We start from the raw sequence: 26,003 nt of genomic DNA, 5'->3' as shown, positions 1-26,003 counted from the left end.
TCAGCCGGGTGCGTCAGACGCGGGCGCGGCGGGCCAGACGCTCCGGGTCGAGGATGATGATGCTCTTGCCGTCCAGGCGCAGCCACCCACGCGAGGCGAAGTCGGCCAGCGCCTTGTTGACGGTCTCCCGGGAGGCGCCGACGAGCTGGGCGATCTCCTCCTGGGTGAGGTCGTGGGTCACCCGCAGCACGCCGCCGTCGCGGGTGCCGAAGCGGCCGGCCATCTGGAGCAGGTTCTTGGCGACGCGGCCGGGCACGTCCGTGAAGATCAGGTCGGCCAGCGAGTCGTTCGTCCGCCGCAGCCGGCGGGCGAGCACGCGGAGCAGCTGCTCGGCGATCTCCGGCCGGTTGTTCAGCCACGGGCGCAGGGCCTGCTTGCGCAGCCGCACCAGCCGGGTGTCGGTCACCGCGGTGGCGGTCGCCGTGCGGGGGCCGGGGTCGAAGAGCGACAGCTCGCCCACCATGTCCGACGGGCCCATCACCGCGATCAGGTTCTGCCGGCCGTCGGCAGCCCGCCGACCGACCTTGATCTTGCCGGACAGCAGGATGTAGAGACTGTCGCCGGGCTCGCCCTCGTTGAAGACGATCTCGCCCTTGCGGACCTCGAGCGTCTCCATCTCCTTGGCGAGCGCCTCGGCAGCCTCCGGGTCGACGCCCTGGAAGATCCCGCTGCGGGCCAGTACCTCGTCCATCGCGCACCTCCGCCTGCGCGTGCCGTCCGTCGGCCGGGTCCGCCGTCCGCTGATCCCTCGCGCGTCGCCAGTCTAGGCGCACGTGAGCAGCAATCAGAGGTGCACCCCTGGAAACTTGATCGTTGGGCGTAACCTGCCGGGCCTGATCAAGCAGTAAAATCGCGCGCCCTCCGGACGCCGATCCCGCCCCCGACACCCGGGTCGTAGGGTCACCACGTGCTGAGTGAACCCGTGCTGACCGCCCGCCAGGAGGGCGGTCGGGACGTTCCGCTGCTGTTCTGGCGCGCCGACCGCCCGCTGCGCGCGGTCAGTTCCGCGCCGCTGGGCGGCGGGATCGGCGTCCGGCACTGGGTCGTCAACGCGACCGTGCCCATGTCGTACGACCGGGACGACCCCGCCGACCACCTGGCCGAACTGGCCGACCGGCTCGACCTCGACGGGCCCGGGGTGGGCCTGCTGACCGGGGTGGACGTCGCCGAGGTGGTCGCCCGGACGGACACCGGCGTGCGGGTCTGGGCGACGGTCGGCCTGGGCACCCCGGTCCGGGCGGCAGAGCCCGCCCCGGCGGCGCTGGCCCAGCGCGTCGGCACCGTCAACATCGTCGTGTACGTCCCGGCCCGGCTCGGCGACGCCGCCCTCGTCAACGCGGTGGCCACCGCCACCGAGGCGAAGGCGCAGGCGATCGCCGAGTTGGGCGTGCCGGGCACCGGCACCCCGACGGACGCGGTCACCGTGCTCTGCCCGGTCGACGGCCCCGAGTCGGCGTACGGCGGACCGCGCTCCACCTGGGGCGCCCCGCTGGCCCGGGCCGTGCACGCCGCCGTGACGGCCGGCGGGGCGGGCACCGTGGTCCCGTGGTCGGACCGACTGGTGGGCTGAGACTCCGTCCGATCGGCCCTCGTTTCGGCGTTGCCCACCCGATAAGGTCGCGCTCGATGTACGCTGCCGCCTCCTCTCCGCGTCGCCGGGCCGCACTCGCCCTCGGCGGACTGCTCGCCGTCCTGCTCACCGCCGGCTGCGGAGGTCCCGGGTCCGGGTCCGACGCGGTCTGGCAGCCCGGCGCGGGCGGCGGCAACACCGGCGCCCCGGTCCGCTCCGGCGAGCCCACGAGCACCACACCGCCCGCCGAGCAGGCGATCTCGCTCTCGGCGACCGGCGACATCATCATGGGCAACGCGCCGAACCGGCTGCCCCCCAACGGCGGGAAGGGCTTCTTCGACTCGGTCGAGAAGGCGCTCGCCGCCGACCTGGTGATGGGCAACCTGGAGGAGCCACTCACCGTCGACACCGGCACCGGCAAGTGCGGCCCGAACTCGACCCGCTGCTTCCAGTTCCGGGCCCCGCCGGAGTACGCCGCGCACCTGCGCGACGCGGGCTTCGACCTGCTCAACCAGGCCAACAACCACGGCTACGACTTCGGGCCGAAGGGCTACGAGAACACCCAGAAGGCACTGGAGAAGTACGACCTCGCGCACACCGGGGCGCCCGACCAGATCACCGTGGTCGACGTCAAGGGGGTCAAGGTCGCGGTCGCCGGCTTCTCGTCGTACGTCTGGTCCAACAGCCTCACCGACATCGCCGCCGCGAAGAAGGTGATCACCAAGGCGGCCGGCATGGCCGACATCGTGGTGGTGCAGGTGCACATGGGCGGCGAGGGCTCCGAGAAGACGCGGGTGCGGCCCGGCACCGAGATGTTCCTCGGCGAGAACCGGGGCGACCCGGTCAAGTTCTCGAAGGCGATGATCGACGCCGGGGCGGACCTGATCGTCGGGCACGGCCCGCACGTGCTGCGCGGCATGGAGTTCTACAAGGGCCGGCTGATCGCGTACAGCCTGGGCAACTTCGCCGGTGGGGGAAACTCGCTGAGCAACGCCGGCCGGCTCGGCTGGGGCGGGGTGCTGAAGGTCTCGCTGAAGCCGGACGGGAGCTGGGCCGGCGGCTCGTTCGTCTCGACGTACATGAACTCCATCGGCAAGCCGACCATGGACAAGGACGACCGCGGGCTGGGCCTGATGAAGCAGCTCACCAAGAGCGACTTCCCGGAGACCGGCGCCGGCTTCGACGACTCCGGCGAGATCAGCGCGCCGCAGGGCGGCTGACCGGGGCGGCGCGGCGCGTGGACCCGGCCGACCGTCGGCCGGGCGACGTAGGCTGGCCGGCGTGACCACGAGTTCCTCCGGCTTCACCGAGACCGACCTCGGGCGCACCCGTCGCGCCCGCCGGATCGGCCGGGCGCTGACCGACACCCACCCTGACGCGCACTGTGAACTGGACCACTCCAACGCCCTGGAGCTGGCCGTCGCGACGATCCTCTCCGCGCAGTGCACGGACAAGAAGGTCAACGAGGTCACCCCGAAGCTCTTCGCCCGCTACCCGAGCGCGGCCGACTACGCGGGGGCGGACCGGGCGGAGCTGGAGGAGCTGATCCGGCCCACCGGCTTCTACCGTAACAAGACCGACTCGCTGATCAAGCTCGGCCAGGCCCTCGTGGAGCGGTACGACGGCCGCGTCCCCGGCAAGCTCGCCGACCTGGTGACGCTGCCCGGCATCGGCCGCAAGACCGCCAACGTCATCCTCGGCAACGCCTTCGACGTCCCCGGGATCACCGTCGACACGCACTTCCAGCGGCTGGTCCAGCGCTGGCGGCTGACCGCCGAGACCGACCCCGTCAAGATCGAGCACGCGATCGGGGCGCTCTTCCCCCGGCGCGACTGGACCATGCTGTCGCACCGCATCATCTTCCACGGCCGGCGGGTCTGCCACGCCCGCAAGCCGGCCTGCGGCGCGTGCACGCTGACGAAGCTGTGCCCGTCGTACGGCACCGGTCCGACCGAGTCGGCGGCGGCCGCGAAGCTGCTCAAGGGCCCCCGGGCCCGGGACCTGGCGGTGGCGGCCGGGGTCGACCCGGAGCTGGTGCCGGTCCAGGCCGTCGTGGCGGAGGCACCGTGAGCGCGAGGAGTGAGCCGGTGTTGCGAGCCCCGCAGTCGCGAACCGAGGTATCGCTGTGAGCGCGAGGAGTGAGCCGGTGTTGCGAGCCCCGCAGTCGCGACCGGTGAAGCGCCGGCTCGCCGCCCTGCTCGTACCCGTGCTGCTGGCCGTCGCGGGGTGCACCGCCGGCGCCGAGGAGAAGGACCCGGGCCCCACCGACCGGCAGAAGGCCGCCGCCAGCCGGCCGTCTCCCTTCCAGGACTGCTCCGCCCTCGGTACGCCGCCCGCGTCCGCCGCACCCGCCGCCCCGTCCGGGGGCGGGGGCCAGGCGCTGCCCGAGCTGACCCTGAACTGCTTCACCGGCGGCGCCCCGGTCGCCCTGCGCGACCTGCGCGGTCCGGCGGTGATCAACGTCTGGGCCTCCTGGTGCCCGCCCTGCCGCAAGGAGCTGCCCGCCTTCCAGCGGCTCAGCCAGCGGGCCGCCGGCCAGCTCCAGGTGGTCGGGGTCAACAACCAGGACGGCCGCGAGGCGGCCCAGGCCATCGGCGAGGACTTCGGCGTCCGCTTCCCGGTGCTGGTCGACCAGGGTGAGCGCCTGAAGCGGGAGCTGAACCGCAAGGCCATCCCCCTGACCGTCTTCGTCGACGGGCAGGGCCGCATCCGGCACATCGACTCCAGCGGCGCCCTCGACGACGCCCGGCTGGCGGACCTGGTCCGCCAGCACCTCGGCGTGACGGTGCCGGCATGAGCCGTCCGGCACGCGCGACGGGGCGCGGGGGTGCGGGCACGGGCCACCGGCGGGGCGCGGGGGTGCGGGCGTGAGCCGCGCTGTGCGTTCGGGGCGCTGGCCCGCGGGCACGGGCCACCGGCGGGGCGCGGGGGTGCGGGCGTGAGCCGGCGTCCGCCGGGCTGGTTCGACCCGCTGCTGACCCGGCTCGGCAGCGCGCGCAGCGAGGACTTCACCCGGCTGGTCACCCCGGAGAGCGGGGGGCGGGAGAGCGCGGTGCTGGTGCTGCTCGGCGAGGAGCCCGGCGCCGGCCCGGACGTGCTGATCCTCCAGCGGGCGGCCACCCTGCGCAACCACGCCGGGCAGCCCGCCTTCCCCGGCGGCGCGGCCGACCCGGAGGACGCCGACGCCCGGGCGACCGCCCTGCGTGAGGCGAACGAGGAGGTCGGCCTCGACCCGACAAGCGTCACCGTCCTGGCGGAGCTGCCGAAGCTCTGGATCCCGGTCAGCGACTTCGTGGTCACCCCGGTGCTCGCCTGGTGGCACGCGCCGCACCCGGTGCACCCCCGGGAGCCGGCCGAGGTGGCGCACGTGGCCCGGCTGCCGGTCGCCGAGCTGGTCGACCCGGCGAACCGGATGCGGGTCCGCCACCCGAGCGGCTGGATCGGCCCGGCCTTCTCGGCGCGCGGGATGCTGGTCTGGGGCTTCACCGCCGGGGTGCTGGCCGCCCTGCTCGACATGGGCGGCTGGGCCCGGCCGTGGCCCCGCGACCGGGTCGTGGACCTGCCGCCGACCGGGGCCACCCCGGCGCCCTCGGCCGGCACCGACGCGGTCGACGAGACCCCGGTGCGCTGACCGGACGGTCACCTTCCGCAAGCGATGGTCATCTCGCGAGCCCGGTGCCCGTACGCTTGACGCGTGTCCGCCGTGGATCTCGTACTGCTGCTGCTCATGCTCGTGTTCGCGATCAGCGGATACCGCCAGGGCTTCGTCATCGGGGTGCTGTCGTTCTCCGGCTTCTTCCTGGGCGCGCTGGTGGGCCTCCAGCTGGGGCCGCTGCTGGCACAGCAGTTCGTCGACAGCGGCACCCGGGTGCTGATCTCCCTGGTGGCGATCTTCGGGCTGGCGGTGGTCGGCCAGGCGCTCGCCGGCTGGATCGGATCGCACCTGCGCAAGACGATCACCAATGACGTCGCCAAGCGGGTCGACGACGTCGGCGGGGCGTTCGTCTCGCTCTTCGCCGTCCTGCTGGTCGCCTGGCTCGTCGCGGTGCCGCTCGGCTCGTCGTCGCTGCCCTGGCTGGCCTCCTCGGTGCGCAACAGCGCGCTGCTCACCGTGGTCGACCGGGTCCTGCCCGACCAGGCGCAGCAGCTCTCCACGGCGCTGCGGGACACCGTCGACACCAACGGCTTCCCCGACGTCTTCGGCGACCTGGCACCCACCCGCGCCCGTCAGGTGTCCCCGCCGGATCCGGCGCTCGCCGGCTCGCAGGTGGTGGTCAACAGCCAGCGTTCGGTGGTCAAGGTGCTCGGCTCCGCCCCGAGCTGCTCGCGCCGGATCGAGGGCTCCGGCTTCGTCTACGCCGACGACCGGGTGATGACCAACGCGCACGTCGTCGCCGGCACCCGGTCCACCGTCGTCGAGCTGAACGGCGAGCGGTACGACAGCAAGGTGGTCGTCTACGACCCCGACCGGGACCTGGCCGTCCTGCACGTGCCCGGGCTGCCCGGCCCGTCGATGCGCTTCGCGGCCGGCAACGCGGGCAGCGGCGCCGACGCGATCGTGCTGGGCTTCCCGCTCGACGGGCCGTACAACGCCCAGTCGGCGCGGATCCGGGACGTCGACCGGATCACCGGGCCGGACATCTACTCCGGCGGCAACGTGACCCGGGAGGTCTACACGATCCGGGCGCTCGTGCAGAGCGGCAACTCCGGTGGCCCGCTGGTCTCGTCGAACGGGCTGGTGCTCGGGGTGATCTTCGCGGCGGCGGCCGACGATCCGAACACCGGCTTCGCGGTGACCGCGGCCGAGGCCCGTCCCGTCGCCCTCGCCGGCGCCGAGCGCACCCGCGCCGTCGGCACCGGCGAGTGCACCTGACCGGTCAGCTCCCCGTACCCGTCGGCCCGTGACCCGTGGGCGGCGCCGGGCGCCCGGGCGGGTCGGCCCGCCAGACGGTGAGGGCGGCGGCGGTCGCGGCCACCACGGCCGCGCCGAGCAGCCAGCCGGCCAGCACGTCGCTGGTCCAGTGCACGCCGAGGGCCACCCGGCTGAATCCGGTCACCAGGGCGAGCAGCAGGGCGGCCGTCCACACCACCCGGCGCCCGGCCGGCCGGGCGTACGGGAGGAACACCACCAGCAGCACCCCGGCGGCGAGGGCGGCGTTGAGCGCGTGCCCGGACGGGAAGGCCAGGCCGGGCGCCTCGGCCACCGGGTCCGGCAGGTCCGGCCGGGGCCGACCGACGAGCAGCTTGAGCAGCGGGCTGAGCAGGCCGCCGACAGTCATGGTGACGGCCACCCAGACCGCCAGCTGCCGGGCACCCCGGCGGGCCAGCCAGAGGACCAGGACGAGGGCGCCGACGCGTAGCGGCATCGGGGCGAACACGTCGGTCCAGAGGGTCATCAGGCGTACCCACGCCGGGTGGTCGGCGGCGTAGCCGACCAGCGCGTCGGTGACCGCCGTGTCCAGCCGGCGCAGCGGGGACCAGTCTCCCAGGACCAGGACGGCCAGCAGCGTGAACGGCACCGCGACCAGGAACGCGGCAGCCGCGGCGAGGGTCAGCCGCAGGCCCCGGGCGTGGTCCGGGTGCAGGCGGCGGCCCCGCCACGAGGAGCGCGGCGGGGCGGCGAGGGTACGTGGGCCGGACGGGCTCATGACAGTGGCCCTACCCGGGACGCGGCCCGCTCAGACCCGTTCGGGGGCGTCCACCCGGTGCCGGTCTGCCCGCGCGGGGCGACGGCGGCTCCTCCCGGCAGGGCGACGACGACCGGACCGGCCGTTCAGGGCGCCGGCGGGCGACGCCACGGCCCGGTGGTGCGCCGGGGCGAGGCCAGCGGGGTCCACTGGCGGAAGCGGCGCACCATCAACGCCGCCCCGGTCAGCAGCGCGACGAAGAACGCGGCCCCGGTCCACAGCTGCTCCGGCGTGGTCTCCTCCTGCGCGCCGGCCGGCTGCGCCGCCCACCGGGACTGCTGGCGGGGCACCGTGAAGCCGCGCGGGTCGCCGCCGACCCCCGCGACGTCGGGCTGCGCCGCCCCCGGGGCCGGGCCGAACCCGACCACGCCCGGCGAGGACTCGTCGTCCAGCGGGTTGCGGCCCACGGGACTCACCTCGGCGTCGAGCGCGGCGACCGGGTCGACCATGCCGTACCCGAAACGGTCGTCCCGGCCGGTGGGGCCGATGTCGCGGGCGGTGGCGAGCAGCCGGTTGACGACGTCGCCGGCGGACATCTCCGGGTAGCGGGCCCGCACCAGGGCGGCGGTGGCGGCGACCAGCGGCGCCGCGAAGCTGGTGCCCTGCACCCGCCAGTAGCCGCCCGGCCGGGCCCCGACCAGGCCGGTAGCGGGGGCGGTGAGCACGGTGGCCCGCCCGGTGATCGAACCGGACCAGAGGTTGTCGCTGTCGCGCTCCGACCCGGCGACCGCGATGACGCCCGGCTCGCGGGCCGGGTACCAGACCTTCGCGTTGGACGAGTTGCCCAGGTTGCCGGTGCAGGCGACCACGACGACGTCCCGGGCGAAGGCGTAGTCGAGCGCCGCCGCCAGGGCGGGGCTGTCGCCGCTGCCGCCGAGCGACAGGTTGATCACGCGGGCGCCGTTGTCGACGGCCCAGCGCACGCCCTTCGCGACGATCAGGGCGTCGTCGTAGCGGTTCTCGGCGTCGAGGACGCGCACCGGGAGGATCCGGGCGTCCGGCGCCAGGCCGACGGCCCCCCGCGCGTCGTCGTTGCGGCCGGCGATCAGCCCGGCCACGGTGGTGCCGTGGCCGACCGGATCGGGGTCGCCGGCGGCACCCCGGGGCGCGACCAGGTCGAGGCCGGGCAGCACCTGGCCGGCCAGGTCGGGATGGGCGGCGTCCACGCCGGAGTCGATCACCGCGACGGTGACCCCCCGCCCGGTCGAGCTGCGCCACGCGGTCTTCGCCTGCAACACGTCGAGCTGCCACTGCTCGTCGCGGACCTGGTCGGGGCGGTTCTTGCTGTCGGGCGCCGCGAGCGCCACCGGGACTACGACGGCCGGCGGGTCGAGGACCGGCCGGGCGGCGGGCTGCGGAGGGGCGGCGTCGGCCGCCGTGACCGGACCCGCGACCGACACGACGGCGGCCGCCAGACCGAGCAACGTACGTCCGGCGATCCGCCGAGCCGCTGGCGGACAGCTGTGCCGCACGGTCGTCACATCCTCAGGCATTCATCGCGACGCAAACATGACGATCGGAGATTACCGGTTCCTCGCCGCCTTGCGGGGCGTTCCCGGGACACCGGTCACGGCGGCGGCAGATGGGCCAACTGGACGAGGCGTACGCCCTCGCGCCGGGTGACCAGCCGGCCGCGCCCCGGGGGCAGCGGACCGGGCCGGACCGGGCCGACCAGCGCCCCCTCCTCCGGGCTGCCCGCCATCACCAGCCCCGAGGTGGACAGTTCGCGCAGGCGCTGAACGAGCGGCTCGTACTGGGCCCGGCCGGCACCGCCCGACCGGCGGGCGAGCACCAGGTGCAGCCCGACGTCCCGGGCGTGCGGCAGGTGCTCCTCCAGGGCGCGCAGCGGGTTGGACGGCCCGCCGGCGACCAGGTCGTAGTCGTCGACCAGCACGAACAGCTCCGGCCCGGACCACCACGACCGCTGCCGCAGCTGCGCGGGCGTGACGTCGGGCCCGGGCACCCGCCCCGCCATGTAGCCGGCGGCGGACTCGACCAGGTCGGTGGTGTGCGCCGCGGCGGAGCCGTAGCCGATCAGGTGCGGCGACGCCGACTCGGTCAGGTCCACCAGGCTGCGGCGGTAGTCGACCAGGATGACCCGGGCCTGCTCCGGGGTGAACCGGGTCATGATCGAGGTGGCCAGCGCGCGCAGGAACGACGACTTGCCGCACTCGGCGTCGCCGAAGACCACGAAGTGCGGCTCGGTGGCGAAGTCCAGCACCACCGGGCGCAGGTCCGCCTCGGCGATCCCCACCGGGATGCCCAGCCCGGTGGCCGCGGCCAGGTCCAGTTCGACGTACGGGAGCACCGGCGGGAGCAGCCGCACCGGGGGCGCGACCGGGCCGGCCCAGCCCCCGGCGGACTGCTTGACCAGATCCGTGGTGTCCCCGCCCGAGGCGGCGAGCTGCGGCAGCGCGGTGAGGAAGTGCAGGCTCTCCGCCGTGACGCCCCGGCCGGGGGTCTTCTCCGGCACGTTCGCCGCCGCCCGGCGGGCCACCAGCGAGTCGGCCGGGTCGCCGAGGCGCAGCTCCAGCCGGGAACCGAAGAGGTCCCGGATCGCCGGCCGGAAGTCCAGCCAACGCACCGCCGTCGCCACCACGTGCACCCCGTACGACAGCCCCCGGGTGGCCAGGTCGGTGATCAGGGGCTCCAGGTCGTCGTACTCGCCGCGCAGCGTGGCCCAGCCGTCCACCACCAGGAACACGTCGCCGAACGGGTCGGCCCCGGGCTGGCCGGTGCCCGCGAGCGCGGCCCGGCGCTGCCGCCAGGCGGCCATCGACTCCACGCCCAGCTCGGCGAAGCGCTGTTCCCGGTCGACAAGCAGGGTCGCGATCTCGCCGACCGTACGCCGGACGGCCGTCGGGTCGGCGCGGCCGGTGACCCCGCCGACGTGCGGCAGGTCGCGCAGCGCGGCCAGCCCGCCGCCCCCGAAGTCGAGGCAGTAGACCTGCACCTCGGTCGGGGTGTGGGTGAGTGCCAGGGCGCAGATCAGCGTGCGCAGCGCGGTCGACTTGCCGCTCTGCGGGCCGCCGACCACCGCGACGTGGCCGGCGGCGCCGTCCAGCGCCAGCCAGAGCGCGTCGCGGCGCTGCTCGAAGGGCCTGTCGACGACCGCGACCGGCACCTGGAGCGCGCCGTGCAGCTCCGGGTTGCCGAAGGTGAGACCGCGCGCCGGGTCCACGCCGACCGGTCCGAGCAGCTCGTCCAGCGCGGGCGCCCGGCCGAGCGGGGGCAGCCAGACCTGGTGGGCGGGCGGCCCCTGCCCGGCGAGCCGGTCGACCATCAGTTCCAGCAGGCTCTCCGTGCCGCCCTCGTCGGCCGTCGCGGGCAGGGCGGGCGGCCCGACCGGCTCCGGCTTGGGCACGAAATGGGTGGAGAAGGCGAGCAGGCGCGGCGCCCCGGTGCCGCCCGCGCCGGGTGCCGCACCGCGCCGGCGCAGCGCCCCCGAGACGTACGCGGCCTTGAACCGCACCAGCGGCTCGGTGCCGAAGCGCAGGTAGCCGTGGCCGGGGGAGCGGGGCAGCTCGTGCGCGTCCGGCACCCCGAGCACAGTGCGGGACTCCAGCGCCGAGAAGGTCCGCAGCCCGATCCGGTACGACAGGTGGGTGTCGAGGCCGCGCAGCCGGCCCTCCTCCAGCCGCTGCGAGGCCAGCAGCAGGTGCACGCCGAGCGACCGGCCCAGCCGGCCGATCTGCACGAACAGGTCGATGAAGTCGGGCTTGGCCGAGAGCAGCTCGGAGAACTCGTCGCAGATCAGCAGTAGCGACGGCAGCGGGGCGAGCGGGGTGCCGGCGGCGCGCGCCCGCTCGTAGTCGCGCAGGCTCGCGAAGTTGCCGGCCCGGCGCAGCAGCTCCTGGCGGCGGACCAGCTCGCCGTTGATGGCGTCGACCATCCGGTCGACAAGCGGCAGCGCGTCGGCCAGGTTGGTGATCACCGCGGCGGTGTGCGGCAGCCGGTCGAACGAGGCGAAGGTCGCGCCGCCCTTGAAGTCGATCAGTACGAAGTTGAGCTGCTCCGAGCTGTGCGTGGCGGCCAGCCCGAGCACCAGCGTGCGCAGCAGCTCGGACTTGCCGGAGCCGGTCGCCCCGATCAGCAGGCCGTGCGGCCCCATCCCGTCCTGCGCCGACTCCTTCAGGTCCAGCTCGATGGCGCCGCCGTCGGTGCCCACCCCGATCGGCACCCGCAGCCGCTCCCGGGCGGACCGGGGCGCCCACCCCTGCTCGGCGGTGAAGCTCTCCGGGTCGCCGAGGCCGAGCAGCTCGGGCAGGCCCAGCTCCGCGCCCGGCGGGGCGTCGGGGCCGCGTGCCGCCGTGGCCAGCCGCAGCGGGGCCAGCCGCCGGGCGACGGCCTCCGCGTCGACGAGGTCCAGCCGGTCCGCCGTACCGACCTCGGCGTGCCCGTCGGCGGAGTGGGAGTGCAGCCGGCCCCCGCGCAGCTCCAGCAGCAGCGCGAACCGGTCCAGCAGGCGCGGCGGCGGGGTGTCCAGGTCGATGATCGTGACCGCGTCGATGCCGCCGTCGCCGGTCAGGTCGGTGGCGCCGGTCAGGTCGCCCCCGTCGAGCACCACCACCACGTGCGGGCCGTCGGTGGCCGGGCCGGCGGGGCTGAACCGGGACCGGCTGGCCAGCACCTCGTCCAGCAGCCCCTCCAGCTCGGCCCCGGCGCTGGTGACCAGCCGGACCGGGCCGAGCGCGTCGGTGCGGGTGGGGTGGTGGGCGTGCGGCAGCCACTTGACCCACTCCCAGGCGGCCCGCCGCTCCGGCCCGGCGCAGACGGCGACGAGCAGCTCGTCCGGGGCGTGGAAGACCGCGAGCTGGGCGAGCACCGCCCGGGCCAGCGCCTGGGCGGCGGGTCCGTCGCCGTCGTCGGCCGGGCCGGCGGCCCGTACGAAGACGCGGGCGAAGCTGCGCAGCGAGAGCGCCACCGGCAGGTCGGGCACCACGGAGTATGCGTCCAGGAACCGGCGCAGCGAGCCGGCGGTCATCGGTTCCAGCTCCTCCAGCGGGCGGGTGACCGGGGGAACCAGCGGGGTGGCGAGGGTCTGCGGGCCGACGGCGACCCGGACCACCGCGAAGTCCGGGTCGGTGGGGCGGCGTTCCCAGACCCGGTGGCTGTCGACGGTCGACCAGAGCCGGCCGGGATCCGGGTGCCGGTAGTAGAGCCCGGCGCGCTGCTGCCCGGCGGTCTGCCGGACCCGGCGCCGCAGCACGGTCAGGTGCCGCAGGTAGTCCCGCCGGGCGGCCATCATCTCCGACTTCTTCGGCGTGCCGGAGGCGCTGCCCCACGAGGTCACCAGCATGGCCAGCGAGGAGAGCCCGAACATCCCGCCGACCACGTACGAGTAGGCGCCCCCGCCGCGGCCGAACATCATCGCCATCGCCACGGTGCCGCCGAGCATGGGCAGCACCATGAGCAGCTGCTGCCAGCGCCCGCCAGCGACGGCGGGGATCTCCGGCGGCGCGTCCACCGGCAGCTCACCCACCGGGATCTCCGGCGCCGGTCGGCGGGGCGGCCGCTTGATGACGACAGTGGACACTCGACCTCCTGACAGCGCTCGGTAACCCGAGCCTGGCTCATGGTAGGTAAAGTCCTGTCGTCCGCGCAGCCACCAACCCCGCCGAACATGGAGATCAGTCGATGACGATCGGGCTGGCCCGGGTCACCATCAGCGCCCCCCAGCGGCGGGTCGACGTCGCACTGCCCGAGCAGGTGCCCCTGGCCGAGCTGCTGCCCGAGGTGCTGCGGCACGCCGGCGAGGGGCTCGCCGACGACGGCGAGCGGCACGGCGGCTGGGTGCTGCGGCGCACCGACGGCGCGGTGCTGACCACCGCCCAGGCCCTGCTGCCGCAGGGGGTCCGCGACGGCGAGGTGCTGCACCTGGTGCCGGCCCGCGCGCAGTGGCCCGAGCTGGAGTACGACGACGTGGTCGAGGCGATCGCCGACGGCGCCCGGCGGCGCGGCGGGGCGTGGTCACCCGCCGCCACCCGGGCCGCCGCCCTCGCCGGGGCCGCCGTGCCGCTGGCCGTCGGGCTGCTCGCCGTGGCGGCCGGCGGTCCGGCGTACGGGTCGGCCTGGCCGGCCGCCGCCGTGGTGGCGCTCCTGCTCACCCTCGCCGGGGTGGTGGCGTCCCGTGCCCACGCGGACGGGCCTGCCGGCGCGACCCTGGGCGGCTACGCCCTGCCCTTCGCGGCGGCGGCCGGCGCCCTGGCGGTCAGCTCCGGCGATCCGGTCGGGCCGGTCCCGGGGCTGCGCTGGGTCGGCGCGCCCGAGCTGCTCGCCGGGTCGGTGGCGCTGCTGCTGGTGTCGGTGCTCGGGCTGGTCGGCGTCGCCACCCGGCTGCGGGTCTTCGTGGCGGGCGCCACCGCCGGGTTCGTGGGCGCCCTGGCGGCCCTCGGCGGACTGCTGCTCAGCCCGGCCGGCACGGCGGCCATCCTGCTCTGCGTGCTGGTCTTCGCCGTGGGGGCGGTGCCGCTGCTGGCCATCCGGCTCGGGAAGGTGCCGCTGCCCCCGATCACCCTGCCCACCGGCGAGCCGGGCGACGCCGACCGGGTCCGCGACCTGCCGGACCGGGACCGGGTCTACGCGGCGGTGGCCCGCACCGAGGAGATGCTCACGGGGATGCTGCTCGGGCACGCCGTGCTGGCGGTCGCCGCCGCGGTGGTGCTGGGCCTCTCCGGCGGGACGGCCGGCCGGCTGCTGGTGGCGGTGGCCGCGGCCGTGCTGCTGCTCCGCTCCCGGCTGTTCGTGTCCCTGCGCCACCGGGTGCCGACCGTCGCCGCCGGCCTCGCCGGGTACGCCGTGCTGGGCGCCGTGCTCGTCGACCGCTTCGGCCCGACCGGCCGGCTCGCGCTGGTCGTGGGCGGGCTGGCGCTGGCCCTCGTGGCGGTGGTCGCCGGCACCACGTACGCCCGCCGCCCGGTCTCCCCGTACGTCGGCCGGATCGCGGATTTGACCGACACCGCCCTGGTGGTGTCGTTGGTGCCCGTCGCCTGCGCGGTGCTCGACCTGTACGAACGGGCCCGGGGGCTGCTCGGCTGAGCGGCCCCCGGGCCCGTTCGGTGGTCAGTGCCGGGTCAGTGCGTGGACTCGCCGCGCGCCTCGGCGTCCCGGGCGCGCTGGTACGACGCCACGATCTCCGCCTCGGCCTCGATCCGCCCCACCCACGTGGCGCCCTCGACCGACTTGCCGGGCTCCAGGTCCTTGTAGACCTCGAAGAAGTGCTGGATCTCCAGCCGGTCGAACTCGCCGAGGTGGTGGATGTCGCGCAGGTGCTCCTGGCGCGGGTCCTCGTAGGGCACGCAGAGGACCTTGTCGTCGCCGCCCTTCTCGTCCGTCATCCGGAACATGCCGATGGTGCGGCACCGGATCAGGCAGCCCGGGAAGGTGGGCTCGGGGACCAGCACGAGCGCGTCCAGCGGGTCGCCGTCCTCGCCCAGTGTCCCCTCGATGAAGCCGTAGTCGGCCGGGTACTGCGTGGAGGTGAAGAGGGTGCGGTCCAGCCGGATCCGGCCGGTCGCGTGGTCGACCTCGTACTTGTTGCGGTGACCCTTGGGGATCTCAACCGTCACGTCGAAATCCATCTGCACGCTCCCTCGTTTGCCCACGCTGGCCAACGGAAACCAGCGGCACGCCGCTCCCGCACGGGTGAATGCCCACCCGCGGGCTCCGGCCGCCGCATAGTGTTCGGACCGAAGTAGTGTCACCCAAGCAGATTTTCGCGGGGCGAGGAGGGGGCCGTGGGGAGGGAAGATTCACACTACCGTCCGGATGCCGACGCTGGACGGGGTACCGGAGGATCTGCTTCCGGCGAGGCGACCGGGCGGTTCCCGGTGCCCGACCCCTACCTTCCCCACCCGCCCGCGTCCCCGGGCGACCCTGCCCTGACGTCGGTCCCGCCCCCGGGCGACGACGCCCCGGCCGATGCCGACGCCGCGACCGGTCCTGACGGTCCGACGGCTCCGGGCACCCCGGCCGGCCCCGGCGGTCCATCCGGCCCCGGCGGCCCGGGCGACCCCGCCGCGCCGGCCTCCCGCCGCCGCCGGACCCTGCCCGTCGTGCTGGCCGCGGTGCTCGTGCTGGTGCTGGCCGCCGTCGGGATCGCCGTGGTCCGTCCGGGACCGGTGGCGGACTGGCTGGGCACCGAGCCCGCCGACCGGGGGGCCGCCGAGGCGGCGGCGGAACCGGCGCCCGTGGCGGTGCTGGCCGGCGCGGACGCGAACGCCCCGATGCCCACCCCCGAGGGCGTACGCGCCGCGCTCGCCCCGCTCGTCGGCGTGCCCGCCCTCGGCGACCGGGTCCACGTCTCGGTGGCCGACGTGACCACCGGCCAGCCGCTCTTCGGCCGGGGCGAGGACGACGGCACGGTGCCCGCCTCGGTGACCAAGCTGGTCACCGGCGTCACGGTGCTCGCCGCGCGCGGTCCGGCGTACCGCATCCCGACCCGGGCGGTGGCCGGCGCGACACCGGGCGAGGTGGTGATCGTCGGCGGCGGGGACCCCACGCTGGCGGTCGACAAGAACGGCTTCTACCCGGGCGCGGCCCGGCTGGACGACCTCGCCGGTCAGGTGCGCGACGCCCTCGGCGGCACGAAGCCGACGAAGGTGACTGTCGACTCGTCGCTCTACTCCGGTCCGCTCTTCGAGCCGGGCTGGGACGACGACATCCCCACCGGCGGCTACGGCGGGGCGATCACGGCGCTGATGACCGACGGGGCCCGCAGCGACGTGAGCCGCGCGAAGAAGGACGAGGCGGCCGGCAACCACTGGGCCGAGCGGGTGTCCCAGCCCGACCTCGCGGCCGGCAGGGCCTTCGCCAGGCTGCTGGGCGTGCCGGCCGGCGCGGTCGCCCGCGGCACCGCCCCCGCCGGCTCCACCCCCGCTGCCGACGCGGGCACCACCCCCGCAGCGGCCCAGGGACCCGGCGCGGAGCTGGGCAGGGTGGAGTCGCTGCCGATGGTCCGGCTGGTCGACATCATGATCAGCGACAGCGACAACATCGTCGCCGAGGCGCTGGCCCGGCAGGTCGCGTTGGCCCGCAACCAGCCCGCCTCGTTCGCCGGCGCCGGGGCGGCGATGGACGCCGTGGCCGGGGAGCTCGGCCTGCCGGCCGACGAACTCACCCTCGCCGACGGCAGCGGCCTGTCGCGCAGCAACCGGATCAGCCCCTCGCTGCTCACCGACCTGATCGCACTCGCCGGCGACGGCAGCCGCCCCGAGCTGGCCGCGATCTTCGGCGGCCTGCCCGTCGCCGACTGGTCCGGCACCCTCGCCGACCGCTACGAGACGGCGGCGACGAAGGCCGGTGCCGGGGTGGTCCGGGCCAAGACCGGGACGTTGACCAAGGTGCACGCCGTCGCCGGCCTGGTCAGCACTGCCGACGGGCGGCTGCTCACCTTCGCCGTGCTCACCGACGCGGTGCCGCCCGACGGGCTGACGGCCGCCCGGGGGGCGCTGGACCAGATCGGCGCCGCCCTGGCCGGCTGCGGCTGCCGCTGACCGCCGCTGGCGCGGGACGGGCGACGCGTGCCGGCCTGAGCGGGACCGGCGTCACGTAGTGCCGGGGCCGGACGGGGACCGCGTCGGGCGGGACGGGCGTCGATCGCCGGGCGCGAGCCCGGGCCGGGGTGTCGCGGCGCGGGTACGGTGGGGTGCATGGCGCAGTTCGTGGACTGGGATCTGGCCGCCGCGACCGCGGGGGCGCTGAGCAAGTCGGGCCCCCGGGTTTCGTACACCGAGGCCACCGACGTGGTCAGTGACCTGCGGCGGTTGACCGACGAGGCGGCGGGGCACGTCGCTGACTACACGGGCCTCCGCTCGCAGGTGTCGCACCCGCCCGTGCGGGTGGTGGACCGGCGGGACTGGGCGGCGACCAACATCGCCGGGCTGCGCGAGGTGATCACCCCCCTGGTCGGCCGGCTCACCAAGGACAAGCAGCCGGGCGCGCTGACCGAGGCGATCGGCTCCCGGGTCACCGGCGTGCAGGCCGGCACCGTGCTGGCCTACCTCTCCGGCCGGGTCCTCGGCCAGTACGAGGTCTTCTCCGCCGACCCGGGGCAGTTGCTGCTGGTCGCGCCGAACATCGTCGAGGTGGAGCGCAAGCTCGGGGCCGACCCGCGCGACTTCCGGCTCTGGGTCTGCCTGCACGAGGTGACCCACCGCACCCAGTTCACCGCCGTGCCGTGGATGCGGGCGTACTTCCTCAGCGAGGTGCAGGCCTTCGTGGACGCGTCGTCCAGCGGCGGCGAGCACCTGCTGGAGCGGCTGCGCCGGGGCGTGGCCACGCTCTCGGACGCGGTGAAGGACCCGGAGAGCCGCACCAGCGTGCTGGACATCGTCCAGACCCCGGGGCAGCGGGCCGTGCTGGACCGGCTCACCGCGCTGATGACCCTGCTGGAGGGGCACGCCGAGTTCGTCATGGACGGCGTCGGCCCGCAGGTCGTCCCGAGCGTGGATCGGATCCGGGCGGCGTTCAACCGGCGCCGGGAGGCCGGCAACCCGCTGGAGAAGGCCATCCGCCGGCTGCTCGGCATCGAGGTCAAGATGCGCCAGTACGCCGAGGGCCGCAAGTTCGTGCACGGCGTCGTGGACCGGGTCGGCATGGCGGGCTTCAACAAGATCTTCGACTCGCCGCTCACCCTGCCCCGGCTGGAGGAGCTGGGAGACCCGGAGGCCTGGGTGGCACGGGTGCACGGGCCGGTCGGCCCGGCCCCGACCGCCGGCTGACCGTACGCCCGTGGCCGCGCTCGCCCCGCCGGTGGCCGCGATCCGGGTCGCGGTCCGCCGGGCGCTGGCCGACCTGCCGCCCGGAGGGCCGGTGCTGGTCGCCTGCTCGGGCGGCGCGGACTCGCTCGCGCTGGCCGCCGCCACCGCGTTCGTGGCGCCCCGGCTGGGTCGCGCCGCCGGCCTGGTGACGGTCGACCACGGCCTCCAGGAGGGCTCGGCGCAACGGGCCGCGGCGGTGGTGACCTGGGCCCGCGAGGTCGGGCTGGCCCCGGTCGAGTCGGTGCGGGTGGAGGTGGCCGGGCGACCGGGCGGGCCCGAGGCGGCCGCCCGCGAGGCGCGCTACCTGGCGCTCGCCGAGGTGGCCGGCCGGCTCGGGGCGACGGCCCTGCTCACCGGGCACACCCGCGACGACCAGGCGGAGACCGTGCTGCTCGCGCTCGCCCGGGGCGCCGGCCCGCGCGGGCTGGCCGGGATGCCCGCCCGGCGGGACCTCGACGGGGTGCCGCTGCTGCGCCCGCTGCTGGAGGTCGGCCGGGAGCAGACCCGCACGGCGTGCGCGGTGCTCGGGCTGAACCCCTGGGAGGACCCGCACAACGCCGACCCGTCGTACGCCCGGGCCCGGGTCCGGGCCGACCTGCTGCCCGCCCTGGTCCGCGCGCTCGGGCCGGGGGTGCTGGACAACCTGGCCCGGACCGCCCGGCTGGTGGCGGCGGACAACGCCGTCCTCGACGACCTGGCCGACGCCGCGCTGGCCGACGTCCGCCATCCCGACGGCGGGCTCGCGGTGCGGGCGCTGGCCGAGCTCACGCCGGCGGTACGCGGCCGGGTGCTGCACGCCTGGGCGCGGGAGTTGGGCGCCCCGCCCGCCGCCCTGTCGCACCGGCACGTGACCGCGCTGGACACCCTGGTCACCGGCTGGCGGGGGCAGGGGGCGGCGCACCTGCCGGGCGGGCTGCGGGTGCTGCGCCGCAACGGCCGGCTCGCCGCCATCGGCCCCCGCTGATCCGCTCCGTCGGACGGTGACTCCGTCGACCCGGCGCCGGCCGTCAATCCGGCGCCGGCCGTGGGCCCGGGGGCCGGTCCGTCGGCGTGGCGCCGGTCCGTCGGCCCGGGGCCCGGTTCCGGGGCCGCGGGATCCGCCGGGAGGCGGTAGACATGGCGCATGGCGTACCCCCGACAGCCGCTCTTCGCGCCGCACGGCGCGGTGGCGACGAGCCAGCCGCTGGCCGCGGCGGCCGGCCTGGCCGTGCTGCGACGCGGCGGCAACGCCGTCGACGCGGCCCTCGCCACCGCGATCACCCTGACCGTGGTGCAGCCCCCGTCCAACGACATCGGCGGCGACCTGTTCGCGATCGTCTGGGACGGCGAGCGGCTGCACGGCCTCAACGCCTCCGGCCGGTCCCCCGCGGCCCTGACCCGCGAGCTGGTGCTGGCCGCGACCGGGGGGTCCGGCGCGGCCCCGGTCGACGCCCTGGGCGGCGCGCAGCGGGCCGGGCCGGCGATGCCCGCCCGGGGCTGGCTGCCGGTGACCGTCCCCGGCGCCCCGGCCGGCTGGCGCGACCTGCACGACCGGTTCGGCTCGCTGCCCTTCGCGGATCTCTTCGCCGACGCGATCGGCTACGCCGAGCACGGCCACCCGGTCTCACCCGGCGTGTCGGGGATCTGGTCGCGCGCGCTCGCCGCGCCCGGCCCGACCGGCGCGGAGTTCGCCGAGTTCGACCGCGTGTTCGCGGCCGGCGGCCGGGCGCCCCGGGGCGGGGAGCGCTGGCGCAACCCGGACGCGGCGCGGACCCTGCGGCTGATCGCCGACACCGGGGCGGAGGACTTCTACCGGGGCGGGATCGCGGAGGCGCTGGCCAAGCACGCGGCCCGCACCGGCGGCCTGCTCACCGGCGACGACCTGGCCCGACACGCCTCGACGTGGGTGACTCCCGTGTCCGCCCGCTACCGGGGCCACGAGGTCTGGGAGCTGCCGCCCAACGGGCAGGGCCTGGCGGCGCTGCTGGCGCTGCACATCCTCGACGGGGGCGACCTCGCCGGGCTGCCGCTCGCCGAGCGGCTGCACCGGCAGATCGAGGCGATGAAGCTCGGCTTCGCCGACGCGCACGCCCACGTCGCGGACCCGGAGCGGGTGCCGGTGCCGACGGAGGCGCTGCTCTCGCCGGCGTACGCGGCGGCCCGCCGCGCGCTGATCACCGAGCGGGCCGGGGAGCCGACGGCCGGCGATCCGGAGCGCGGCGGCACGGTCTATCTCTGCACCGCCGACGCCGGCGGCATGATGGTCAGCCTGATCCAGTCGACCTACCTGGCGTTCGGCTCCCGCGTGATGCTGCCCGGGCACGGCTTCGCCCTGCAGAACCGAGGGCTCGGGTTCCGGCTCGACCCCGCCCACCCCAACGTGGTGGGGCCGGCGAAGCGGCCCTACCACACGATCATTCCCGGCTTCCTGACCCGGGACGGGCGGCCGGTGGGCCCGTTCGGGGTGATGGGCGGGCACATGCAACCGCAGGGGCACGTGCAGCTGGTCTCGGCGACCCTGGACGGCGGGCTCGACCCGCAGGCCGCGCTGGACGCGCCGCGCTGGTACTGGCACGCCGGCCGGTCGGTGCTGGTCGAGTCGGAGCTGGTCGCCACCGCCGAGGGGCGGGCCGCGGTCGACGAGTTGCGGGCCCGGGGGCACGAGATCGCCGTCGCGGAGGAGCCGGGGGTCTTCGGGCACGGGCAGGCGATCTGGCGGCTGCCCGACGGTGGCTACGCGGTCGGCTCGGAGCCCCGTGTGGGCGGGGGGATGCTCGGCTGGTGACCGGAGTCCCGGGCGTGCCGTCGGCCCCGCTCCCGGTGCCGCGGTCCGATGTCGTGGGGCCGGGGCTCAGGCCTCCACGCGTTCGCGGAACGTGGTCCGGTAGGTGTGCGGGGTGGCGCCGACCCGGCGGGCGAAGTGGTGCCGCAGCGCCGCCGAGTCGCCGAAGCCGGCCCGGTCGGCGACGGCCTCGACGCTGAGCCCGGTCTCCTCCAGCAGCCGCCGGGCCAGCAGCACCCGCTGGTTGGTCAGCCAGTCGTGCGGCGTGGTGCCGGTCTCGGCGCGGAACCGCCGGGCGAACGTGCGCGTCGACATCTCCGCCCGCGCGGCCAGCTCGTCGACGGTGACCGGGCGGTCCAGGTGCCCCATCAGCCATTCCAGCACCGGCTCCAGCGTCGGCGCCTCGGGGGTCTCGGGGATGGGCGCCTCGATGTACTGCGCCTGCCCGCCGTCGCGGTGCGGGGGCACCACCATCCGGCGGGCCAGCCGGGTGGCCGTCGCCGAGCCGTGCTCCTGGCGGATCAGGTGCAGGCAGGCGTCGATGCCGGCGGCCGTGCCGGCGCTGGTGAGCAGCCGGCCGTCCTGCACGTAGAGCGAGTTGCAGCGGACCCTGGCGGTCGGGTGGCGGCGTTGCAGCTCGTCGACGTACCGCCAGTGGGTGGTGCACTCCCGGCCGTCGAGCAGGCCGGCCTCGCCCAGCACGAACGCGCCGGAGCAGACACTGAACACGTACGCCCCCCGGTCGGCGGCGCGGCGCAGCGCGGCGAGCACCGTGCCGGGCACGACGGTGCCGTGGTGGGCCGGGACGGCGACCAGGTCGGCCTCCTCCATCGGGCCGAGGTCGGCGTGCGGGGTCAGGTGGAAGCCCGACGAGGTGCGGACCGGGGCCCCGTCGGGGCTGCACACGTGGAAGCGGTGGTCGGGGAACCCGTCGGCGGTGCGGTCGGTCCCGAAGACCTCGGCGAGGACCCCGAGCTCGAACGTGGCGACCTGGTCCAGGGCGAGGACGGCGACCGATCTGAGCATGTGACGAGGGTAACCGCACGGTTGGCAGGAAATCGAGGGGGAGTGGCATTCCTGCCACTGTCCGGGTGACGGTGGCCGGCGGAGACTGGTTGCAGTCCGGTGCGCACCGGCGGCGAAAACGACAGCAACCATGCGAAAGCGAGCGCCGCCATGGAGATCCTGCTCTTCCTCTTCTTCCTCGTCCTCCTCGCCCTGGCCTCGGCCGCCGGCCTCACCGCCGACAGCCGGGACTCGGCCGACTGGAAGCCGTCCGACGACGGTCGCCGCTGGCGGTCGCGTGCCTGCTGAGGTGGTTCGCGGCCTTCGTCAGGATTCATCCGGGGTGGGACCGCGCCCAGAAGGGGCGGCCCCGCCGACGGAGGCCATCCGGCGTACGGCAGGCTAGGAGCCATGGCTGACGGCTCCTGGTACGACGCCGACATCGACCACGTGATCATCTCCGAGGCGCAGATCCGCGAGAAGACCGCGGAACTCGCCAAGCAGGTCTCGGCGGACTACGCCGACGTCGATGACGGGCTCCTGCTGGTCTGCGTCCTCAAGGGCGCGGTGATGTTCATGGCCGACTTCGCCCGGGCGCTGGGCCGCAGCGGGCCGCCCGCCGAGCTGGACTTCATGGCCATCTCCTCCTACGGCCAGGGCACCACCTCCTCCGGGGTGGTCCGCATCCTCAAGGACCTCGACCGGGACATCGCCGGCCGGCACGTGGTCGTGGTCGAGGACATCGTCGACTCCGGCCTGACCCTGTCCTGGCTGCTGCGCTACCTGGAGTCCCGCTCGGCCGCGAGCGTCGAGGTGGTCGCGCTGTTCCGCAAGCCGGACGCGGTCAAGGTGCCGGTGCCGGTGAAGTACGTCGGCTTCGACATCCCGACCGAGTTCGTCGTCGGCTACGGCCTCGACTTCGGCGAGCGCTACCGCGAGCTGCCCTACGTCGGGGTGCTCAAGCCCGAGGTGTACGCCCGGACCTGAGCCCTCGCCGGGCCCGGTCCATCGGCACCGGTCGAGCGGACGTTCAGCGGGCTCTCAGCGATTCGGACTACGGTAGAGGCCGGTGGCGTGGAGGCACCCTCCACGCCCGACCCCTCGAACCGCGGGACCGGGCGGACGGGAGGCCGGGCGCGGAGCTCCCGTCACGCCGGCTGGACCCGGTTCGCCCTACGCGTAATTGTTGGGCTCGCAAGCGCGCTCCACGCGCGCACGATGATCGGATCGTGCGCGATCGCGGGGTTCGCAAGCTCGCTCGGTGCGCGCACAGCTGTTCCCTTTGTGCGCGACTGCGGGGCTCGCAAGCTCACTCCTCGCGTGCACGGTGTACCGTCGAATGACCGCGGCGCGGCAGTTCCGTGCCTCGGGGTCGAGCCGGCCCGCACGGCGGCTACGGCCGCCGCCACAGGGCGGCGACACCATCAGACGGTCAGGACGTCGATCAGGAGGATGCGGGCGCCTCGGCGCTCGACAACAGCATGGAACGTACGCGTTTCTTCCGCCGACCGGTGGTCTGGATCATCCTGGTCATCCTCGGCGCCGTTGTGCTCAGTCAACTGTTCACCGCTGGTCCCAGCTACCACCGGGTGGACACTTCCATTGCGCTCGACCAGCTCAACAAGGGCGGCATCGACAAGGTCGTCTTCCAGGACAAGGAGCAGACGCTCCGGCTCGACCTGAAGGACAAGGCCAAGTTCGGTGACACCGACACCGACCGGATCGAGGCGCAGTTCCCCTACGAGGTCGGCGACGAGGTCTGGAACGAGGTCCTCGAGGCCAAGGCGAACAACCGGGTCACCGGCCCGGCCAACGTCGAGGTGTCGTCCGACAGCATCTGGGTGAGCCTGCTGGTCAACCTGCTCCCGATCGCCCTGCTGGTGCTCCTGCTGCTCTTCTTCATGTCGCAGATGCAGGGCGGCGGCTCCCGGGTGCTCAACTTCGGCAAGTCCAAGGCGAAGATGATCACCAAGGACACGCCGAAGACCACGTTCGCGGACGTGGCCGGCGCCGAGGAGGCCGTCGAGGAGCTGCACGAGATCAAGGACTTCCTGCAGAACCCGGCGAAGTACCAGGCCCTGGGCGCCAAGATCCCGAAGGGCGTCCTGCTCTTCGGCCCGCCCGGTACCGGTAAGACGCTGCTGGCCCGCGCCGTCGCCGGCGAGGCCGGGGTGCCCTTCTACTCGATCTCCGGCTCGGACTTCGTGGAGATGTTCGTCGGTGTCGGCGCCAGCCGGGTCCGCGACCTCTTCGAGCAGGCCAAGGCGAACGCCCCGGCCATCGTCTTCGTCGACGAGATCGACGCCGTCGGCCGCCACCGCGGCGCCGGCATGGGCGGCGGTCACGACGAGCGCGAGCAGACCCTCAACCAGCTGCTCGTCGAGATGGACGGCTTCGACACCAAGGGCGGGGTCATCCTGATCGCCGCCACCAACCGGCCGGACATCCTCGACCCGGCGCTGCTGCGCCCGGGCCGCTTCGACCGGCAGATCCCGGTGGACGCCCCCGACATGGAGGGCCGCAAGGCGATCCTGCGGGTGCACGCCAAGGGCAAGCCGTTCACCCCCGACGTCGACCTCGACGCGGTGGCCCGGCGCACCCCGGGCTTCAGCGGTGCCGACCTGGCCAACGTGATCAACGAGTCCGCGCTGCTCACCGCCCGCAAGGACCAGCGGGCGATCAGCAACGACTCCCTGGAGGAGTCGATCGACCGGGTGATCGCCGGTCCGCAGCGCCGGACCCGGGTGATGAGCGACCAGGAGAAGAAGATCACCGCGTACCACGAGGGTGGGCACGCGCTGGTCGCCTGGGCGCTGCCGCACGCCGCGCCGGTGCACAAGGTGACGATCCTGTCCCGCGGTCGGTCACTGGGCCACACCCTGGTCCTGCCCACCGAGGACAAGTACACCCAGACCCGCGCCGAGATGGTCGACACCCTGGCGTACGCGCTGGGTGGCCGGGCCGCCGAGGAGCTGGTCTTCCACGAGCCGACCACCGGTGCCGGCAACGACATCGAGAAGGCCACCCAGCTGGCCCGCGCGATGATCACGCAGTACGGCATGAGCTCCAAGCTCGGCGCGATCAAGTACGGCACCAGCGGCGACGAGCCGTTCCTCGGCCGCAACATGGGCCACGAGCGGGACTACTCCGACGTCGTCGCCGCCGAGATCGACGGCGAGATGCGGGCGCTGATCGAGCTGGCCCACGACGAGGCCTGGGAGATCCTGGTGGAATACCGGGACGTCCTGGACAACATCGTGCTGGAGCTGATGGAGAAGGAGACCCTCTCCACCGCCGACATGGCCCGGATCTGCGCCCGGGTGGCCAAGCGGCCGCCGATGGCGCCGTACAACGGCTTCGGCAAGCGCCAGCCCTCCACCGAGCCGCCCGTGCTCACGCCGGCGGAGAAGGACGCGCTCAAGGTGCAGGCCCAGGCCGACGGCGCCCAGGCGACGGTGGGCGGCGGCACCTCGAACAACTCCAACAACTCGGACGGTACGCACTGAGCACGGACCCGACGGCCAGTTCCCGGGAGCACCGGGGACTGGCCGTCTCCGCGACCGAGCCGGACGGCGACGACACCCTCGACTACGTCGCCGCGCGCCTGATCAGCGGCAAGCTCACCGGTCGGCCCGTCGAGGAGACCATGGACCTCGGGCGGATCGAGAAGGCCGTCCGCGAGATCCTCATCGCCGTCGGGGAGGACCCGGACCGCGACGGGCTCCAGCAGACGCCGGCCCGGGTCGCCCGGGCGTACGCCGAACTCTTCGCCGGCCTCCGGGTCGACCCGGCCCAGGTGCTCAGCACCACCTTCGAGGCCAACCACGAGGAGTTGGTGCTCGTCCGGGACATCGACGTGATGAGCCTGTGCGAGCACCACCTGCTGCCGTTCCGGGGCAGCGCCCACATCGGCTACATCCCGGGGCCGGACGGCCGGATCACCGGCCTGTCGAAGCTGGCCCGGCTGGTCGAGGTCTTCGCCCGCCGGCCGCAGGTCCAGGAGCGGCTCACCTCCCAGATCGCCGACCTGCTGATGGAGCGGCTCGCGCCGCGCGGCGTGGTGGTGGTGCTCGAATGCGAGCACATGTGCATGGCGATGCGCGGCATCCAGAAGTCGGGTGCCAAGACCATCACCTCGGCCGTACGGGGCACCCTCCAGCGTGACGCCAAGTCGCGCGCCGAGGCGATGGCGCTGATCATCCCCCGCTGACCGCGACAGA

At 74.9% G+C, this 26,003-nt stretch carries 21 protein-coding genes; 15 read left to right on the top strand and 6 right to left on the bottom strand.

Features of this window, described 5'->3' with window-relative positions:
• Nucleotides 1–13: 13 nt before the first annotated feature.
• The gene (locus AB0B83_RS10675; protein ID WP_089003062.1) at nucleotides 14–691 is read right to left on the bottom strand and encodes a Crp/Fnr family transcriptional regulator; all 678 of its coding nucleotides are present in this window, start codon (nucleotides 689–691) and stop codon (nucleotides 14–16) included.
• A 216-nt stretch (nucleotides 692–907) separates the two neighbouring features.
• Here AB0B83_RS10675 and AB0B83_RS10670 point away from each other — a divergent pair, with 216 nt between their 5' ends.
• The 6 genes from AB0B83_RS10670 (at nucleotide 908) to AB0B83_RS10645 (ending at nucleotide 6,443) form a co-directional block, all read left to right on the top strand.
• Nucleotides 908–1,570 (top strand): adenosylcobinamide amidohydrolase, encoded by a 663-nt coding sequence (locus AB0B83_RS10670; RefSeq protein WP_357577943.1) that lies wholly within the window; start codon nucleotides 908–910, stop codon nucleotides 1,568–1,570.
• A 56-nt stretch (nucleotides 1,571–1,626) separates the two neighbouring features.
• Entirely contained in the window at nucleotides 1,627–2,790 is a 1,164-nt protein-coding gene (locus AB0B83_RS10665; RefSeq protein WP_357577942.1) for a CapA family protein, read from the top strand.
• A gap of 61 nt (nucleotides 2,791–2,851) precedes the next feature.
• Nucleotides 2,852–3,640: an endonuclease III gene (nth, locus tag AB0B83_RS10660; protein WP_357577941.1), complete on the top strand. Its 789-nt coding sequence runs from the start codon at nucleotides 2,852–2,854 to the stop codon at nucleotides 3,638–3,640.
• 103 nt (nucleotides 3,641–3,743) lie between these two features.
• On the top strand, nucleotides 3,744–4,367 hold the full coding sequence (locus AB0B83_RS10655) for a TlpA disulfide reductase family protein (RefSeq protein WP_357577968.1): 624 nt from the start codon (nucleotides 3,744–3,746) through the stop codon (nucleotides 4,365–4,367).
• A 141-nt stretch (nucleotides 4,368–4,508) separates the two neighbouring features.
• A complete protein-coding gene (locus tag AB0B83_RS10650) occupies nucleotides 4,509–5,201 on the top strand; it encodes a CoA pyrophosphatase (protein ID WP_311413207.1) in 693 nt (230 codons plus the stop codon).
• A 63-nt stretch (nucleotides 5,202–5,264) separates the two neighbouring features.
• Nucleotides 5,265–6,443, top strand: a complete 1,179-nt coding sequence (locus AB0B83_RS10645; RefSeq protein ID WP_357577940.1) for a MarP family serine protease — start codon at nucleotides 5,265–5,267, stop codon at nucleotides 6,441–6,443.
• Nucleotides 6,444–6,447: 4 nt separating this feature from the next.
• Here the strand turns inward: AB0B83_RS10645 and AB0B83_RS10640 are convergent, their stop codons facing one another.
• The 3 genes from AB0B83_RS10640 to eccCa all read right to left on the bottom strand — a co-directional run bounded on the left by AB0B83_RS10640 (nucleotide 6,448) and on the right by eccCa (nucleotide 12,793).
• Complete coding sequence (locus AB0B83_RS10640; protein ID WP_357577939.1) at nucleotides 6,448–7,218, bottom strand: phosphatase PAP2 family protein; 771 nt, start codon at nucleotides 7,216–7,218, stop codon at nucleotides 6,448–6,450.
• Nucleotides 7,219–7,343: 125 nt separating this feature from the next.
• The gene (gene mycP / locus AB0B83_RS10635) at nucleotides 7,344–8,750 is read right to left on the bottom strand and encodes a type VII secretion-associated serine protease mycosin (protein WP_357577938.1); all 1,407 of its coding nucleotides are present in this window, start codon (nucleotides 8,748–8,750) and stop codon (nucleotides 7,344–7,346) included.
• 74 nt (nucleotides 8,751–8,824) lie between these two features.
• Nucleotides 8,825–12,793 carry a type VII secretion protein EccCa gene (eccCa, locus tag AB0B83_RS10630; RefSeq protein ID WP_357577937.1) on the bottom strand — a complete coding sequence of 1,323 codons (3,969 nt, stop codon included), beginning with the start codon at nucleotides 12,791–12,793 and terminating at the stop codon, nucleotides 8,825–8,827.
• Between the two features lie 101 nt (nucleotides 12,794–12,894).
• Here eccCa and eccD point away from each other — a divergent pair, with 101 nt between their 5' ends.
• Nucleotides 12,895–14,295, top strand: a complete 1,401-nt coding sequence (eccD, locus tag AB0B83_RS10625; protein WP_357577936.1) for a type VII secretion integral membrane protein EccD — start codon at nucleotides 12,895–12,897, stop codon at nucleotides 14,293–14,295.
• A 35-nt stretch (nucleotides 14,296–14,330) separates the two neighbouring features.
• Here the strand turns inward: eccD and AB0B83_RS10620 are convergent, their stop codons facing one another.
• Nucleotides 14,331–14,837, bottom strand: coding sequence for an inorganic diphosphatase (locus AB0B83_RS10620; RefSeq protein WP_151455811.1), 507 nt, complete (start codon nucleotides 14,835–14,837; stop codon nucleotides 14,331–14,333).
• Nucleotides 14,838–15,302: 465 nt separating this feature from the next.
• Here AB0B83_RS10620 and dacB point away from each other — a divergent pair, with 465 nt between their 5' ends.
• The 4 genes from dacB (at nucleotide 15,303) to AB0B83_RS10600 (ending at nucleotide 20,781) form a co-directional block, all read left to right on the top strand.
• The gene (dacB, locus tag AB0B83_RS10615) at nucleotides 15,303–16,751 is read left to right on the top strand and encodes a D-alanyl-D-alanine carboxypeptidase/D-alanyl-D-alanine-endopeptidase (RefSeq protein ID WP_357577967.1); all 1,449 of its coding nucleotides are present in this window, start codon (nucleotides 15,303–15,305) and stop codon (nucleotides 16,749–16,751) included.
• Between the two features lie 156 nt (nucleotides 16,752–16,907).
• Nucleotides 16,908–17,978, top strand: a complete 1,071-nt coding sequence (locus tag AB0B83_RS10610; protein ID WP_357577935.1) for a zinc-dependent metalloprotease — start codon at nucleotides 16,908–16,910, stop codon at nucleotides 17,976–17,978.
• A 10-nt stretch (nucleotides 17,979–17,988) separates the two neighbouring features.
• Nucleotides 17,989–18,981: a tRNA lysidine(34) synthetase TilS gene (gene tilS, locus AB0B83_RS10605; protein ID WP_357577934.1), complete on the top strand. Its 993-nt coding sequence runs from the start codon at nucleotides 17,989–17,991 to the stop codon at nucleotides 18,979–18,981.
• A 159-nt stretch (nucleotides 18,982–19,140) separates the two neighbouring features.
• A complete protein-coding gene (locus tag AB0B83_RS10600; protein WP_357577933.1) occupies nucleotides 19,141–20,781 on the top strand; it encodes a gamma-glutamyltransferase family protein in 1,641 nt (546 codons plus the stop codon).
• Between the two features lie 66 nt (nucleotides 20,782–20,847).
• Here the strand turns inward: AB0B83_RS10600 and AB0B83_RS10595 are convergent, their stop codons facing one another.
• Complete coding sequence (locus AB0B83_RS10595; RefSeq protein WP_357577932.1) at nucleotides 20,848–21,804, bottom strand: helix-turn-helix domain-containing protein; 957 nt, start codon at nucleotides 21,802–21,804, stop codon at nucleotides 20,848–20,850.
• Nucleotides 21,805–21,954: 150 nt separating this feature from the next.
• Here AB0B83_RS10595 and AB0B83_RS10590 point away from each other — a divergent pair, with 150 nt between their 5' ends.
• The 4 genes from AB0B83_RS10590 (at nucleotide 21,955) to folE (ending at nucleotide 25,993) form a co-directional block, all read left to right on the top strand.
• On the top strand, nucleotides 21,955–22,092 hold the full coding sequence (locus tag AB0B83_RS10590) for a hypothetical protein (protein WP_357577931.1): 138 nt from the start codon (nucleotides 21,955–21,957) through the stop codon (nucleotides 22,090–22,092).
• A gap of 102 nt (nucleotides 22,093–22,194) precedes the next feature.
• Nucleotides 22,195–22,770 carry a hypoxanthine phosphoribosyltransferase gene (gene hpt / locus AB0B83_RS10585; RefSeq protein WP_151455493.1) on the top strand — a complete coding sequence of 192 codons (576 nt, stop codon included), beginning with the start codon at nucleotides 22,195–22,197 and terminating at the stop codon, nucleotides 22,768–22,770.
• Between the two features lie 494 nt (nucleotides 22,771–23,264).
• The gene (ftsH, locus tag AB0B83_RS10580; protein WP_132238612.1) at nucleotides 23,265–25,289 is read left to right on the top strand and encodes an ATP-dependent zinc metalloprotease FtsH; all 2,025 of its coding nucleotides are present in this window, start codon (nucleotides 23,265–23,267) and stop codon (nucleotides 25,287–25,289) included.
• 38 nt (nucleotides 25,290–25,327) lie between these two features.
• Nucleotides 25,328–25,993, top strand: a complete 666-nt coding sequence (gene folE / locus AB0B83_RS10575) for a GTP cyclohydrolase I FolE (RefSeq protein WP_121401600.1) — start codon at nucleotides 25,328–25,330, stop codon at nucleotides 25,991–25,993.
• Nucleotides 25,994–26,003 lie beyond the last annotated feature (10 nt).

It is taken from the genome of Micromonospora sp. NPDC049060 (assembly GCF_040649055.1).
GTDB lineage: Bacteria > Actinomycetota > Actinomycetes > Mycobacteriales > Micromonosporaceae > Micromonospora > Micromonospora reichwaldensis.
This window is presented reverse-complemented; position numbering and strand designations above follow the sequence as displayed.

What these genes read in the sequence shown, in the direction of transcription:
- mycP (WP_357577938.1), bottom strand. Translation starts at nt 8,750, where the DNA reads ATGCCTGAGGATGTGACGACCGTGCGGCACAGCTGTCCGCCAGCGGCT.
- AB0B83_RS10675 (WP_089003062.1), bottom strand. Translation starts at nt 691, where the DNA reads ATGGACGAGGTACTGGCCCGCAGCGGGATCTTCCAGGGCGTCGACCCG.
- AB0B83_RS10590 (WP_357577931.1), top strand. Translation starts at nt 21,955, where the DNA reads ATGGAGATCCTGCTCTTCCTCTTCTTCCTCGTCCTCCTCGCCCTGGCC.
- AB0B83_RS10610 (WP_357577935.1), top strand. Translation starts at nt 16,908, where the DNA reads ATGGCGCAGTTCGTGGACTGGGATCTGGCCGCCGCGACCGCGGGGGCG.
- AB0B83_RS10595 (WP_357577932.1), bottom strand. Translation starts at nt 21,804, where the DNA reads ATGCTCAGATCGGTCGCCGTCCTCGCCCTGGACCAGGTCGCCACGTTC.
- AB0B83_RS10600 (WP_357577933.1), top strand. Translation starts at nt 19,141, where the DNA reads ATGGCGTACCCCCGACAGCCGCTCTTCGCGCCGCACGGCGCGGTGGCG.
- AB0B83_RS10665 (WP_357577942.1), top strand. Translation starts at nt 1,627, where the DNA reads ATGTACGCTGCCGCCTCCTCTCCGCGTCGCCGGGCCGCACTCGCCCTC.
- eccD (WP_357577936.1), top strand. Translation starts at nt 12,895, where the DNA reads ATGACGATCGGGCTGGCCCGGGTCACCATCAGCGCCCCCCAGCGGCGG.
- hpt (WP_151455493.1), top strand. Translation starts at nt 22,195, where the DNA reads ATGGCTGACGGCTCCTGGTACGACGCCGACATCGACCACGTGATCATC.
- AB0B83_RS10620 (WP_151455811.1), bottom strand. Translation starts at nt 14,837, where the DNA reads ATGGATTTCGACGTGACGGTTGAGATCCCCAAGGGTCACCGCAACAAG.
- AB0B83_RS10640 (WP_357577939.1), bottom strand. Translation starts at nt 7,218, where the DNA reads ATGAGCCCGTCCGGCCCACGTACCCTCGCCGCCCCGCCGCGCTCCTCG.
- ftsH (WP_132238612.1), top strand. Translation starts at nt 23,265, where the DNA reads ATGGAACGTACGCGTTTCTTCCGCCGACCGGTGGTCTGGATCATCCTG.